Here is a 12,561-nt window from a genome sequence, read left to right on the forward strand (position 1 = left end):
TGTTCATCCCGGCGCAGTAGTAGCCGGTCGAGCCGCGCACGGTGATGTCGACGGGGGCGTCCACCCCGGCGGCGATGGCATGGGCGCCCTTGGGGTTGATGACCTCCCAGTCGGTCATGTTGGTCTGGCCTTTCAGGCCGTGCAGCGCGCTGTTCAAGGCGCGCAGGCCCTCTTTGCCCAGATCGAAGCTCTGCATTCTCTCAACGCTCCCAGAAGTAGACGGTGGCGGGTTCCGGTTCCCAGACGCGGGCATCCTCGATCCCCGGCAGGTTGACCAGCGCCCGATATTCCGACCCGAAGGCGACATACTGGTCGGTCTCGGCCATGACGGCCGGCTTGCAGGCGATGGGGTCGCGGACGACGCCGAAGCCGTTCTTGGTGCCGACGACGAAGGTGTAGAAGCCGTCGAGGTCATCGAGGCCCGATTCCAGCGCCTGCCCCAGGCTTTGCCCCTCTTCCAGCTTTTGGCTGACATAGGCGGCGGCGACTTCGGTGTCGTTCTGGGTCTCGAAGGTCTTGCCCAGGCGGATCAGCTCGCGCCGCAACCCGTTGTGGTTCGAAAGCGACCCGTTGTGCACCAGGCACTGGTCGGCCCCGGTCGAGAACGGGTGCGCGCCCATCGTGGTCACGGCAGATTCGGTGGCCATCCGGGTGTGGCCGATGCCGTGGGTGCCCTTCATCTTCGACACGTCGAAGCGGGCGGCCACGTCCTTGGGCAGGCCGACTTCCTTGAAGATCTCGATCGAGTCGCCCGCGCTCATCACCTTCACCGAGGGACGCAGATGCGCCAGCGCGGTCCGCGCGGCAGCCAGCTGGTCCAGCGGCACTTCCAGCACGGCATGGGTCGATTTCACCAGGATCGTGACCGGCTGGCCGATGGCGTCATGCAGGTCGCCATCCAGGTTCTTGAAGTCCTTGTCCGGGTTTGCGGACTGGATGGTGATCTTGCCCAGCCCATCCTTTGCCCCGCCGTAGATCGCGATCCCGGCGCTGTCCGGGCCGCGGTCGGTCATGGTGATCAGCATGTCCGTCAGCATGGCGCCAAGCTTCGGCTCCAGCTTCGGGTCCTTCAGGAATAGCCCAACGATGCCACACATGGATTCGTCTCCTTTACCTCGCTGGATCGACGCTAGCACCGTCGCAAATGCGTTTCAACTGGGGAGAAACATTTTTCACCTGTCATGAAAATCATCTTCCAGAAGCGGCACTCTTGCAGTTTTTCTTGACAGAATGCCGCGGCTAGCTTTCCCATAAGAAAACTTTTTTTGCCGCGAGGGGAAAGACGCCAGGGCCACGTCGCGCGGAAACCCAAGAGCCCGAGGGAGGAAGACGTGGAAGACCTTAATCAGCGGATTGAGGCGATGCACAGGCGCGATGTCATGGTGGCATGGGCGTTCGTGATCGGCCTCTGGTTCGCAATCATCTTCGTCGCCATCGCGACCTGGAACCTTGCGCCCACCGGCGGCGCGCGCACGCTCTTGCTCATCGCCGGGGCCATCGTGCTTCTGTTCAACACCGCCGCGATCCTGGCGATGCTGCGCCACTACCGCGAGGACCGCGACTTCATGTACGGCCTCGACATCAAGTTCCTCGACGAATCCAAAGGCAGGAGGGGCTGAGATGGCGCATTATGAACCCCCGAAACAAAGCAAGGCCAGCCAGCTGATCGACGTCATCGTGCTGGTCGTCCTGACGATTGGCGCCCTGTTCGTGCCGTTGTGGATGGGCATGGCGGGTGCCGCCAAGACCGTCGCCGCCCCCATCGCCAATGCCACCTGGGAGGCGCTCGGCCAGACCCCGGCACAGGCCGCGAAATACGAGGCGCTCGGCTACACGCCCGAAAGCGCGCATGACCTGATCCTCGCCCGCTTCGACTACAGCTTCTCGGTCGGCGCCCTTGTCGCGATGGTCGCGGTCATCCTGCTCTACTACGTCCTGATCCTGCGCTTCTCCGACGTGGAGTACCGCGAGGTCATTGCCGAAAAATTCGGACAGAAATAGGGGGCCGCGATGGATCTGTGGAACTGGCTTGAATACGCGGCCTGGGCGCTGTCGGCGCTGTTCGGGCTCTACATGGTCGTGGACTGGCTGAAGACCGACTCGACCTACACCGAAGATGTCCTGACCTCCTCGCGCGAAGGCGAGCTTGAGGCCATGACCGAAGAGCACAAGGGATGAGATGATGACAGACACCGATATCACCTCGCCCGTCATGGACGGCATGGGGCCGCACGGCACCAAGGTCGGCCTCCTGCGCGTCCTTGGCCCGGCGCATGTCTGGGCCCTTGGCGTCGGCATCGTTCTGGTCGGCGAGTACATGGGCTGGAACTTCGCCGTGGGCAAAGGCGGGGCCTATGCCGCGCTGATCGCCTGCTGGTTCGCGGGCATCCTTTACACCTGCGTCGCGATGATCGACTCCGAAGTCACCTCCACCGTCGCGGCGGCGGGCGGGCAGTATACCCAGGCCAAGCACATCGTCGGCCCGCTGATGGCCTTCAACGTCGGCCTCTACCTCGTCTTCGCCTACACCATGCTGGAAGCCGCCAACGCGATCACCGCGGGTTACCTGTTCTCGGTCGTGGCCACGATGACCGGCCATGCCGACGCCCTGGACCAGCGACCATTCATCGTCCTCGTCATCATGTTCCTGGCATGGCTGAACTATCGGGGCGTTCTGGCGACCCTGACCTTCAACCTGGTGATCACCGCCATCGCCTTCGTCGCGATCCTGGTGCTGTTCCTCTCGACCTCGGGCATCCTTGGCGGCGGGCTCATGGAACATGCGGCGCTGTTCGAGGGCCATGAACTGCCCTACGGCTGGATCGGCGTCCTTGCCGCCATGCACTTCGGCCTCTGGTACTACCTCGGCATCGAGGGCACGACCCAGGCGGCCGAGGAAGTCCGCTCCCCCGCCCGCGCGCTGCCGTTCGGCACGCTGGCCGGCATCATGACGCTGCTCATTGCCGCGACGCTGACCTGGTACATCTGCTCGGGCGTGCTGCCGTGGGAGTTCCTGGGCGACGGCGTGAATGGCGCAGTCGCACCGCTCTTCTCGACCGCGCAGCTTGCCGGCTCGCAGGGGCTGGTCTGGCTCCTGGGCTTCGGCACCCTCTTCGCCACCCTGGCATCCGCCAACGGCTGCATCAACGACGCCTCGCGGGCCTGGTTTGCAATGGGCCGCGACAAGTACCTGCCGGGCTGGTTCGGGGCGGTTCATCCGAAATACCGTACCCCCTACCGGTCCATCGTGTTCCTGGTCCCGATCGCGCTGATCTTCGCCCTGGGCGCGCCGCTCGACCAGGTGATCACCTTCTCGATCCTCTCGGGCCTGCTGGAATACACGTTCATGCCGCTGAACATCATCCTGTTCCGCAAGAAATGGCCGCTGAACTCGATCAAGCGTGGCTATGAACACCCGTTCCACCCGCTGCCCGCGCTGACGCTGCTGACGCTTTGCGGCATCACCTTCTTCGCGGTGTTCCTGGGCTACGGCACCCAGCTTGTCGCGATGATCGGCTTCTACATCGTGGTCTCGCTGTGGTTCCACTTCTGGCGCTACCGCTTCGTGAACCGGGGAACCCAGTTCACCATGCCCTGGCCGCGACCGCAGGGCTACTAAGGCAAAGCGGCCCGCCCCCCAGGGGCGGGCCTTTTCCCATGTCCCCACTCATCCCCCTCGGCCTTGCCTTCGCCGCTCTCGGCCTCTGGCTCGCCTTCACCCTGTTCCGTGAATCCCGGACCCGCCGCACCACCCGTGCGGCCTACTTCGACGCCGCGAAACCTCTGTTCAACGGCGGCGAGACACGCGTGCAACCCACCGGCTTTCCCCGGATGACCGGCCGCCGTGCCGGTCTGGCCTTCGACCTGCAGGCCATTCCCGACACCCTGACCTTCCGCAAGCTGCCCGCGCTCTGGGTCCTGGTCACCCTGCCCGAGCCCCTGCCGCTGGAGGCCACGCTCGACCTGATGGCGCGCCCCTCGGGCCATGAACCCTTTACCCGCTTCGCCGCGCTGCCACAGTCGCTGCCCACTCCGCCCGAATTGCCAAAGGACATCGCCATCCGCAGCGACGATGCCCGGCGCATCCCCTCGGCCGATCTGGTCGCCCGTCACGCCGACCTGTTTGCCGACCCGCGGGTCAAGGAACTGGTCCTGTCACCCAAGGGCCTGCGCATCGTGATCCTGGCCGAAGAGGCCGACCGCGGCCGTTTCCTCATCTTCCGCGAGGCGGAAATGGGCCGCACGCCGCTGTCCCGCGCCAGGCTTCAGCCGCTGCTCGACAGGCTGGTGGCGCTGCGCGACGACATCCTTCTCCTGACGAAAGACCCCGCATGAAACCGCCACTGAACCCCTACATCGTGCTTGCCGTGGCGCTGGTGCTGCCCGGCATGGGCCAGGTGCTGAACCGCCAGCCGGTGCGCGGGCTGGTCTTCGTCTGCTTCGCGATTCTCCTGGGCGCCTTCACCCTGAAGACCGCCGCGCCCGAGGTGTCCTTCGTCGGCAAGATGGCGGGCGGGCTTTTCGTCTGGGCGATGGCCGTGTTCGATGCCTACAAGACCGCCCGCATCCGCCACACGGTCTGGAGCCACGCGAAACAGAAGCCGTAGGGGACAAATTCCTTCGAAGGAATTTGCAAAAGTCTTCGAAGACTTTTGGCTCCTACTCCCGCCAGAGCGCCCCCAGCATCCCCTTCAGCGCTTCGATCGCTTCCGGCCCATCCTCGCACCCCGGCCCGACCCTGACCGCGACCGTCGCCGCAAAGCCGTAGGCCGCGCGCTTGTCGGCGCGGATCGTCACCTCGAACCCCTTCGGCCCGGCGACAGCACTCTCGATGGCGTCCTCCGCCCCGAACGTCTCGTCGCTTGCCTCGAACCAGACCGGGCCACCCTCCAGCGGCTGCCGGAACAGCACATAGCCCTCATCCGCGTCCTCGCCCGCGGCGAAGCCCACGAACAGCTGGCCCTCGTCCTCGACGACCGACCCGTAGGCCGCCTTCACCGTGATATCCGCCATGACCCGCCCCTCAATACCACTTCGCGACGGGCGGCAGGCTCATCAGCACCGCATTCGCGTCATGTCCGGTCTCCAGCCCGAACTTGGTGCCCCGGTCATAGACCAGGTTGTATTCCGCATAGAGACCGCGATGCAGCAGCTGCGCTTCGCGGTCGGCCTCGGTCCAGGGCGTCGCGACCCGGCGTTCGGTCACCGGCAGGAAGGCGGGCAGGAAGGCCTCGCCAACCGAGCGGGTGAAGGCGAAGTCGCGGTGCCAGTTGCCGGTGTTCAGATCGTCATAGAAGATGCCGCCGACGCCCCGAGCCCGGCCCCGGTGGGGCACGAAGAAATACTCGTCGGCCCAGGCCTTGAACCTCGGGTAGTAGTCCGGGGAATGCTCGTCGCAGGCCTTCCGCATCTCGTCGTGGAAGTGGGCGGTATCCTCGGCATATTCGATGCAGGGGTTCAGGTCCGCCCCGCCGCCGAACCACCAGGCCTCCGGCGTCCAGAACATGCGGGTGTTCATGTGGACCGCCGGGCTGTGCGGGTTGACCATATGCGCGACAAGGCTGATGCCGCTGGCCCAGAAGCGCGGGTCGCGGTCCATTCCCGGCACGCCCCGCGCCGCCATCGCGCGTTGCGCCTTTTCGCCGAGTTTCCCGTGGACTTCCGACCAGTTCACCCCGACCTTCTCGAAGACCCCGCCGCCGCGCATCACGCTCATGATGCCGCCCCCGCCCTCGGCGCGCTGGGTCGGGGTCACCTCGAACCGGCCCGGCTTGCCCTCGGCATGGCGGTCCTCCAACCCCTCGAACGCCGCGACGATCCGGTCGCGCAGAAGGCGGAACCAGGCAGCAGCCTCTGCCTTGCGGCTGTCGGTGGGATCGGTCATGGTCATATCCTCGGATGCGGGCCACCCATGCCTAGCACTGCCGCCCGCCGCTTACCACCGCTTGAGGAAGGTCCGATGAAACGGCTGACTTTTCTGGCACTTGCCACGCTTGCGGCCTGTGGCACCCCGCAGGAGCAATGCATCAACAGGAACACCCGCGACCTGCGTACCGTCGACCGGCTGATCGCCGAATCCGAGGGCAACCTGACGCGCGGCTATGCTTATGAGACGATCACGGTCTACGAAGACTACTGGCGGATGTGCCCCGGTCCCCGTCCGGCGGCGGGCGAACCTCCGACCACGCCGCATATGTGCCTCGATGAACGGCCGGTGACCGAACAGCGGCCCAAGGCCATCGACCTCAACGAAGAGGCGAAGAAGCTGGCCAGCCTGAAGGAAAAGCGGAAGTCGCTGGCGCGGCAGGCCGAGAAGGTCATTGCCGCCTGCAAGGCCGAATACCCGGAATGATCAGTGGGCCGGGGCGGCGACCGCGTCCAGCAGGCCCCGCCCGCCATCGACGGCCAGCACCTGCCCGGTGACAAAGCCCGCCGCGTCCGAGGCGAGGAACTGCACCGCTTCGACCAGCTCTGCCGGGGCGGCGATGCGGCCCAGGGGGGTGCCGCCGATGATCTCGTCGCGGAAGCCGGGGTTCTCCTTCAAGGTGGCCTGCAGGCTGGCGCTCATCACGGAACCGAAGGCGACCGCGTTCACCCGGATGCCTTTCGGCGCCAGCGCCAGCGCCAGCGACCGCGTCATCTGGTCCATCGCCGCCGCAGCCATCGAATAGGCCAGCAGGTCCGGCCGCGTCGCCTGCGCAGCGATCGACGACAGGTTGATGATCGAACCGAGCATCGTCCCCTCCTCGACCTCGGCCCGCTGGGCAAGCTGGATCATCCGCTTCGCCGTCATCTGCGACATGCGCAGCGAGGCGAGCACATTGGTCCGCCACAACTCCTCGACTCCATCCGCCTCGGGGTTCAGGATTTCCGAGATCAGCACCCGGCGGCTGGCGTTGACCAGGATGTCCACCCGGTCGAATGCGTCGATGGTGGCCGACAGGAGGTTCGCGATGGTCAGCTTCTCGGTCAGGTCGCCCGCGAACATGCGGATCGGCCCTTCCGCGCGGGCCTCCTCGCCCACTTCGGCCTCAAGCCTTGCCTCATCGACGTCGGCGAACATCACGTTCGCGCCCTTGTCCGCCAGGTGTCGCGCTATGGCCAGCCCGATGCCCGAGGCCGAGCCGGTGACGATGGCGGTCTTGCCGGAGACGGAAAAGGACATGGGCGGCCTCTAGGGTTTGGCCCGAAGCGCATCGCGCCGGGGCTTGATGGCATGGATGACGCGGAAGGCGCCGTCGCCCGCCACATCCTTGAAGTCCAGGAAGCAGTCCGCCAGCACCGCGTCATAGGGCAGGTGGCGATTGGCGACCAACCAGAGACCGCCGTCCGGCGCCAGCATCCGCCGGGCCGCGCGAATGAAGGCGGCCCCAAGCGCAGGGTCCGCCTCGCGCCCGGTGTGGAAGGGCGGGTTCATCACCACCGCGTCCAGCAGCGTCTCGGGCCGCCAGGTCGTCGCGTCGGCCCAGTGGAACCGCGCGCGGGGGTCGGTGACGTTGACCCTGGCACAGTCCAGCGCATCGGCTTCGGCCTCCACCAGGTCCAGCTTCTTCACCCCCGGCCGCTTCAGGATCTCCACCGCCAGGAATCCCCAGCCCGCGCCCAGATCGGCAACCTTGCCGCCCAGCTTCGCCGGCAGCGCCGAGGCGAGCAGGACCGAGCCCCGGTCCGGCCCGTCCGCCGAAAAGATGCCCGGCAGGGTCTGGAACCCCGCGACCTGGCGCGGCCTGGCCTGCCAGTCCGAAAGGTCCACGCCCGCCGGGAACGAAGCCAGCTTGCCATGCGCCTTCGACAGGCTTTCCGACAGGTCGACCCGACCGCGCAGGTCCTTCAGCGCCGTGTCGATCCCGTCGGTCTTCTGCCCGTCGACCGCGATCCAGCCACCCGGCGAAACCTCGGCCGCCGCCCGGGCGATCAACCCCCGCGCCGCCTCGCGCGAGCGCGGCAGGCAGACGATGGCGGCGGCGTAGGGCGCAGACGGCTCCACCGCAAACCGTGCCGCGAAATGGTCGTGGTCCGGCTTGAACCCGGTCAGCACCGTGACCCGGTCGCGCGGCAGGTCCGACAGGTCGTCGCCGATCCTGGGGCGATAGACCGCGATCCTGCCTTGGGATGGCAGGTCCAGCGCGCCGCTCTCCAGCGCCAGGGACAATCGGGCGGAACGCATGGGCGGGGCCGTCAGGCCCCCGAACTCCGGCTGAAGCGTCGCACGATCATTCCTTTTCCATCGTGCATTGCAGCGGATGCTGGTGCCGACGCGAGAAGTCCATCACCTGCGCCACCTTGGTTTCCGCCACCTCGAAGCTGAACACCCCCACCACCGCCAGCCCCTTCTTGTGAACCGTCAGCATGATCTCGAAGGCCTGGGCATGGTTCAGTCCGAAGAACCGCTCCAGCACATGCACCACGAATTCCATCGGGGTGTAGTCGTCGTTCAGGAGCATCACCTTGTACAGGGGCGGACGCTCGGTCTTGGTCTTCGTCTTGGTCAGGACGCGCGTGTCATTTCCCGGTCCATCCGTCTTGTCGGACATGGTCAAAGGGCGGATCGACACGGGGTTCATGCTCCGGGGCATTGGGATTCGGGGTTGCAACCGACCCCTGAAATATAGCCTCTTTTCCCGGAACGAAAAGAGGGCGGCCATGCTGACCACGATCGGCTTCGATGCGGACGATACACTCTGGCAGAACGAAGCCTTCTTCCGGCTGACACAGGACCGTTTCCGGCAGCGTCTGGCCGACCATGCCGACCCCGTGCATCTGGCCGAACGGCTGGAGGCGGCCGAGCGGCGGAACCTGGCCTACTACGGCTTCGGGGTGAAGGGCTTCACCCTGTCGATGATCGAGACGGCGGTCGAAGTGACCGAGGGCCGCGTGCCGGGCGAGGTGATCGCCGACCTGATCGCGCTGGGGCGTGAACTTCTGGAACACCCGATGGAACTTCTGCCCCATGCCCGCGCCACGGTGATGGCGCTGGCCCCCGACTACCGGCTGGTCCTGATCACCAAGGGCGACCTGCTGCACCAGGAAAAGAAACTGGCGCAGTCCGGCCTGGGCGACCTGTTCGACGGGGTCGAGATCGTCTCGGACAAGACCGAGGCCACCTATCGCACCGCTTTCGCCCGGCATGGCACCGGGGCGGATCAGGCGATGATGGTCGGCAATTCACTGAAGTCCGATGTGATCCCGGCGCTGCAGGCGGGCTCCTGGGGGGTGCATGTCCCGCACGAACACGAATGGGCGTTCGAGGCGGCGGAAGCCCCGGTCGAGCATCGGCGGTTCCATGCCATCGCCGATCTGGGCGATCTTCCCGCACTGGTGGGTCGGCTGTCGAACACCCCATAGCTAGGGATCAGATCACCCCGCATCGCAAGATATGCCTGCATCGGCGGATTTGTGCTGCATCCCTGCAACTGCGTGAACTATCGCTTGAAACCCTTTGGAATTTTTGGGTTTTCGGACGCACACACCTGTGCTAGCCTTCCCCCCGAGGCAGAATAAACGGCACCGGAAAATCCGGGCCAGCAGGCAAAGGGTGGGCGACGTGGCATCGCTTCTCGGGCGGATTTTTCGCGCTATTTTCATGGCATTTGTCGTCAGCACCATTGTGGTGACGTCTCCCCTCATGGCGGCCCCCTTCGCGGCCATCGTGATGGACGGTCGCACCGGCGAGGTGCTTTACGAAAAGAATGCCGATGCACGGCTGCATCCGGCCTCTCTCACCAAGATGATGACGCTCTACATCGTCTTCCAGGAGATCGAGGCCGGGCGGCTGTCGCTGGATACCAAGGTCACGGTCACGAAATACGCGGCCTCCCAGCCTCCCTCCCGCCTTGGGCTGAAGCCGGGCCAGAAGATCGCCGTGCGCTACCTGATCCGCGCGGCGGCGATCAAGTCGGCCAACGACGCGGCAGCGGCGCTTGGCGACTACATCGGCGGCGACCATGTGACCTTTGCCAAGCGGATGACCAAGACCGCGCGCCAGCTGGGGATGTCCAACACCACCTTCAAGAACGCGAACGGCCTGACTGCGGAAGGCCACCTTTCGACCGCACGCGACATGAACACGCTCGGCCGCCACCTGTTCTACGATTTCCCGCAGTACTACCACATCTTCTCGCGCCGGACGGCGGATGCGGGGATCGCACAGGTGGCCAACACCAACACCCGCTTCCTTGACAGCTACGAGGGCGCGGACGGGATCAAGACCGGCTACACCGCCCCCGCCGGGTTCAACCTGACGGCCTCCGCCCATCGCGGCAGCAAGCACATCATCGCCACCGTTTTCGGCGGCACCTCGACCGCCAACCGCAACGCCAAGATGGCCGAGCTGATGGACCTGGGCTTCGGCAAGGCGAAGAACAACGTCGCCGAGCAACCGCCCGAGGCCGCACCGCTGGACGACGCCCTGATCGCCTCGGTCGAAACCGGGATCGACGAGATCGACGCCGAGGGTGGCGCAGGCAAGACCGTGCGGGTGTCGGGCGAGGTGAAGACCTCACCCCGTCCGAAGGCCCGCCCGGATGTGCCGACCGTCGCCGACGCCGTCGCCATCGCGATGGCCGAGGGGATCGACGGCGCGCTGGCCGAAGCGACCGCCGCGCCTGCTCCTGCCGGGACGCTGGAGTTCCAGGCCGAGGCGATGGAAGGGGCGGTTCCTGCAGTCGAACCCGAAGTGGCCCTCGCGGCTGCCGAACAGCCCGAGGCGACAGTGGAGGTTGCTCCGGTCGAGCCGGAGGCCGCGACCGTCGAAGTAGCCGCCGTCGACCCCGCAGTCGCGACGGATGCGCCCGGCAGCTTCGAGGCGCAGGCCGCCGCACTGGCCTCTGGCGCCGCCCCGGCCGAGACGCCGGTGGCTGACCTGCCGCCGGTGGATGCCGTCGAAGTCGCGGAAGTCGACCCCGCCTTGGCAGGCATGAAACCGAAGGCGCGGCCCGAGGGCATGACGGTCCAGCTTGCCACCATCGAGCCGGTTGCCGAACCGCAGGCCCCCGCCCCCGAGGAAGTCGTGGTCGCCGAGGCCACGCCGGAACCGGAGCTTGTCGTCACCGATCCCGGCACCGAACCCGCTGCCGCCGCACCGGAAACGCTTCTCGCCGAGGTGACCGAAGTGGAAACCGTGGCCGCGCCTGCGACCGTCGGACCTGCGCCGGTGGAACTGGCGGCGGTGGTCCCGGCCACCAAACGCAGCGCGCCGATCTTCGATGCGGTGGAGACTGTCGAGCCTGCGGCAGCCGAAGCGGATGAGGAAGTGGTTGTCGTGATGTCCACCTCGGGCGGGCGGCACTTCGGGGTGAACGTCGGCGAATATTCCTCGCGCTATGAGGCCGAGAAGGCGCTCTTGAAGACCGCGCTGGCGGAGAGCGCCACGCTGAACGACGGGTTGCGCAAGACGACGCAGTCGGGCGGTGCCTGGCGGGCGAGCTTCATGGGGCTGACCGAAGAGCAGGCGGAACTGGCCTGCCGTCGGCTCTCGGCCCGCGCCGTGCCCTGCGAAACCGTGGGAGGTTGAACGATGGTTGCCCTGGTTTTCCCCGCTTTGCCGACCGTGACCCTGCCGGTCACCGGCCGTGCCGAACGCTTCCCGGTCCGCCGCATCTTCTGCGTCGGCCGGAACTATGCCGAGCACACCAGGGAGATGGGGGGCGACCCGGAAAAGGAGGCGCCGTTCTTCTTCACGAAGCCCGCCGATGCGGTGGTCGAATCCGGCACCCGCATCCCCTACCCGCCCGCAACGAAGAACCTGCATCACGAGGGGGAACTGGTGGTCGCCATCGGCAAGGGGGGCGCGATGGTCTCCGAGGAAGGGGCCGAGGCGATGATCTGGGGGCATGCGGCGGGGAACGACCTGACCCGGCGCGACCTGCAGGCCGAGGCGAAGGAGCGGCGGCGGCCCTGGGACATGGCGAAGGGGTTCGACAAGTCGGCGGTGGTGGGGGCGATCCGGCCCGGCCCGCTGCCGGAGGCGCGGCTGCGCTGTTCGGTGAACGGGGCGGTGCGGCAGGAGGCTTCGATTTCCGAGATGGTCTGGACCCCGGCAGCAATCATCGCGGCGCTGTCGCAGATGGTCAGCCTGTCGCCGGGGGACCTGATCTTCACCGGCACCCCGGCGGGGGTGGGCCCCTTGAACCGGGGGGATACCTGCAAGGTGGAGATCGAGGGCTTGCAGTCGGCGAGCGTGACGATCGCCTGATCTGTCCACAGTGGACAGAAAATCGGACGCAATGAAATCAAGAGGTTGCGATTCCGCATTTACGCGGGGTTAACCTTTGCGCGGAAGCGGGGTGGTGGGTTGGCACCCACCCTTGTCTCTTTGATCTGTGGGAAGATGAAGGAGGCAGACGAGACCCCGACCCACCCTTGGGCGTTTGAGCCCGTCGCGTAGCTTGGGGCTCGTCTGCCGACCATTGTCAAACCTGTACAGTTGCCTGGGAGGGTCGCACCCACGACCGATCCCGCAGACCAAGGACAGGCTCCATGACCTTGCCACAGGATGTCATCGGCGTCGATATCGCCAAAGGCTGGATCGACGTCTTCTACCGCGCCACCGCCCGCCATGAA

At 66.3% G+C, this 12,561-nt stretch carries 16 protein-coding genes and 1 pseudogene; 10 read left to right on the forward strand and 7 right to left on the reverse strand.

Annotated features, from left to right (window positions below):
• A pseudogene (locus ACE3P6_RS03335) lies at positions 1–196 on the reverse strand (protein GlxC); the annotation flags it as partial.
• Positions 197–200: 4 nt separating this feature from the next.
• Positions 201–1,097, reverse strand: a complete 897-nt coding sequence (locus ACE3P6_RS03340) for a glutamine amidotransferase family protein (protein WP_374391604.1) — start codon at positions 1,095–1,097, stop codon at positions 201–203.
• Positions 1,098–1,331: 234 nt separating this feature from the next.
• On the opposite strand from ACE3P6_RS03340, the gene ACE3P6_RS03345 reads away from it, so the two are divergent.
• Genes ACE3P6_RS03345 through ACE3P6_RS03370 form a run of 6 tightly spaced genes read left to right on the forward strand, consistent with a single transcriptional unit; the run spans position 1,332 to position 4,607 of the window.
• Entirely contained in the window at positions 1,332–1,619 is a 288-nt protein-coding gene (locus tag ACE3P6_RS03345) for a hypothetical protein (RefSeq protein ID WP_374376674.1), read from the forward strand.
• Position 1,620: 1 nt separating this feature from the next.
• A complete protein-coding gene (locus ACE3P6_RS03350) occupies positions 1,621–2,001 on the forward strand; it encodes a hypothetical protein (protein WP_374391606.1) in 381 nt (126 codons plus the stop codon).
• Positions 2,002–2,010: 9 nt separating this feature from the next.
• The gene (locus ACE3P6_RS03355) at positions 2,011–2,178 is read left to right on the forward strand and encodes a hypothetical protein (RefSeq protein ID WP_374391608.1); all 168 of its coding nucleotides are present in this window, start codon (positions 2,011–2,013) and stop codon (positions 2,176–2,178) included.
• Positions 2,179–2,182: 4 nt separating this feature from the next.
• Complete coding sequence (locus tag ACE3P6_RS03360; protein WP_374391610.1) at positions 2,183–3,619, forward strand: APC family permease; 1,437 nt, start codon at positions 2,183–2,185, stop codon at positions 3,617–3,619.
• 38 nt (positions 3,620–3,657) lie between these two features.
• Entirely contained in the window at positions 3,658–4,335 is a 678-nt protein-coding gene (locus ACE3P6_RS03365; protein ID WP_374391612.1) for a hypothetical protein, read from the forward strand.
• A complete protein-coding gene (locus ACE3P6_RS03370; protein WP_374391614.1) occupies positions 4,332–4,607 on the forward strand; it encodes a hypothetical protein in 276 nt (91 codons plus the stop codon). The genes ACE3P6_RS03365 and ACE3P6_RS03370 overlap by 4 nt, the downstream gene beginning before the upstream one ends.
• A 52-nt stretch (positions 4,608–4,659) precedes the next feature.
• On the opposite strand, the gene ACE3P6_RS03375 is transcribed toward ACE3P6_RS03370, so the two are convergent.
• Positions 4,660–5,013 (reverse strand): hypothetical protein, encoded by a 354-nt coding sequence (locus ACE3P6_RS03375; RefSeq protein ID WP_374391616.1) that lies wholly within the window; start codon positions 5,011–5,013, stop codon positions 4,660–4,662.
• Positions 5,014–5,023: 10 nt separating this feature from the next.
• Positions 5,024–5,884 carry an oxygen-dependent coproporphyrinogen oxidase gene (hemF, locus tag ACE3P6_RS03380; RefSeq protein WP_374391618.1) on the reverse strand — a complete coding sequence of 287 codons (861 nt, stop codon included), beginning with the start codon at positions 5,882–5,884 and terminating at the stop codon, positions 5,024–5,026.
• Between the two features lie 75 nt (positions 5,885–5,959).
• On the opposite strand from hemF, the gene ACE3P6_RS03385 reads away from it, so the two are divergent.
• Positions 5,960–6,352, forward strand: a complete 393-nt coding sequence (locus ACE3P6_RS03385) for a hypothetical protein (protein ID WP_374391620.1) — start codon at positions 5,960–5,962, stop codon at positions 6,350–6,352.
• Here ACE3P6_RS03385 and ACE3P6_RS03390 read toward each other — a convergent pair whose 3' ends face one another.
• The 3 genes from ACE3P6_RS03390 to clpS are packed head-to-tail and all read right to left on the reverse strand — an operon-like array spanning position 6,353 to position 8,534.
• Positions 6,353–7,165, reverse strand: coding sequence for an SDR family NAD(P)-dependent oxidoreductase (locus tag ACE3P6_RS03390; RefSeq protein ID WP_374391621.1), 813 nt, complete (start codon positions 7,163–7,165; stop codon positions 6,353–6,355).
• A 9-nt stretch (positions 7,166–7,174) separates the two neighbouring features.
• Positions 7,175–8,167, reverse strand: coding sequence for a class I SAM-dependent methyltransferase (locus ACE3P6_RS03395; protein WP_374391623.1), 993 nt, complete (start codon positions 8,165–8,167; stop codon positions 7,175–7,177).
• 46 nt (positions 8,168–8,213) lie between these two features.
• Positions 8,214–8,534 (reverse strand): ATP-dependent Clp protease adapter ClpS, encoded by a 321-nt coding sequence (gene clpS / locus ACE3P6_RS03400; protein WP_374391625.1) that lies wholly within the window; start codon positions 8,532–8,534, stop codon positions 8,214–8,216.
• A gap of 109 nt (positions 8,535–8,643) precedes the next feature.
• Here clpS and ACE3P6_RS03405 point away from each other — a divergent pair, with 109 nt between their 5' ends.
• From ACE3P6_RS03405 to ACE3P6_RS03415, 3 genes are all read left to right on the forward strand, one after another.
• On the forward strand, positions 8,644–9,345 hold the full coding sequence (locus ACE3P6_RS03405; protein ID WP_374391627.1) for an HAD family hydrolase: 702 nt from the start codon (positions 8,644–8,646) through the stop codon (positions 9,343–9,345).
• 280 nt (positions 9,346–9,625) lie between these two features.
• On the forward strand, positions 9,626–11,512 hold the full coding sequence (locus tag ACE3P6_RS03410) for a serine hydrolase (RefSeq protein ID WP_374391629.1): 1,887 nt from the start codon (positions 9,626–9,628) through the stop codon (positions 11,510–11,512).
• A 3-nt stretch (positions 11,513–11,515) separates the two neighbouring features.
• The gene (locus tag ACE3P6_RS03415) at positions 11,516–12,193 is read left to right on the forward strand and encodes a fumarylacetoacetate hydrolase family protein (protein ID WP_374391631.1); all 678 of its coding nucleotides are present in this window, start codon (positions 11,516–11,518) and stop codon (positions 12,191–12,193) included.
• Positions 12,194–12,561: the final 368 nt, after the last annotated feature.

The sequence above is a fragment of the Tabrizicola sp. genome (assembly GCF_041911175.1).
Lineage (GTDB): Bacteria > Pseudomonadota > Alphaproteobacteria > Rhodobacterales > Rhodobacteraceae > Tabrizicola.

Excerpts from the sequence above, each read along its gene's own strand:
- clpS (WP_374391625.1), bottom strand. The coding sequence starts at position 8,534 with ATGTCCGACAAGACGGATGGACCGGGAAATGACACGCGCGTCCTGACC.
- ACE3P6_RS03405 (WP_374391627.1), top strand. The coding sequence starts at position 8,644 with ATGCTGACCACGATCGGCTTCGATGCGGACGATACACTCTGGCAGAAC.
- ACE3P6_RS03340 (WP_374391604.1), bottom strand. The coding sequence starts at position 1,097 with ATGTGTGGCATCGTTGGGCTATTCCTGAAGGACCCGAAGCTGGAGCCG.
- ACE3P6_RS03395 (WP_374391623.1), bottom strand. The coding sequence starts at position 8,167 with ATGCGTTCCGCCCGATTGTCCCTGGCGCTGGAGAGCGGCGCGCTGGAC.
- hemF (WP_374391618.1), bottom strand. The coding sequence starts at position 5,884 with ATGACCGATCCCACCGACAGCCGCAAGGCAGAGGCTGCTGCCTGGTTC.
- ACE3P6_RS03370 (WP_374391614.1), top strand. The coding sequence starts at position 4,332 with ATGAAACCGCCACTGAACCCCTACATCGTGCTTGCCGTGGCGCTGGTG.
- ACE3P6_RS03355 (WP_374391608.1), top strand. The coding sequence starts at position 2,011 with ATGGATCTGTGGAACTGGCTTGAATACGCGGCCTGGGCGCTGTCGGCG.
- ACE3P6_RS03360 (WP_374391610.1), top strand. The coding sequence starts at position 2,183 with ATGACAGACACCGATATCACCTCGCCCGTCATGGACGGCATGGGGCCG.
- ACE3P6_RS03385 (WP_374391620.1), top strand. The coding sequence starts at position 5,960 with ATGAAACGGCTGACTTTTCTGGCACTTGCCACGCTTGCGGCCTGTGGC.
- ACE3P6_RS03365 (WP_374391612.1), top strand. The coding sequence starts at position 3,658 with ATGTCCCCACTCATCCCCCTCGGCCTTGCCTTCGCCGCTCTCGGCCTC.
- ACE3P6_RS03375 (WP_374391616.1), bottom strand. The coding sequence starts at position 5,013 with ATGGCGGATATCACGGTGAAGGCGGCCTACGGGTCGGTCGTCGAGGAC.
- ACE3P6_RS03410 (WP_374391629.1), top strand. The coding sequence starts at position 9,626 with ATGGCGGCCCCCTTCGCGGCCATCGTGATGGACGGTCGCACCGGCGAG.
- ACE3P6_RS03350 (WP_374391606.1), top strand. The coding sequence starts at position 1,621 with ATGGCGCATTATGAACCCCCGAAACAAAGCAAGGCCAGCCAGCTGATC.
- ACE3P6_RS03390 (WP_374391621.1), bottom strand. The coding sequence starts at position 7,165 with ATGTCCTTTTCCGTCTCCGGCAAGACCGCCATCGTCACCGGCTCGGCC.
- ACE3P6_RS03415 (WP_374391631.1), top strand. The coding sequence starts at position 11,516 with ATGGTTGCCCTGGTTTTCCCCGCTTTGCCGACCGTGACCCTGCCGGTC.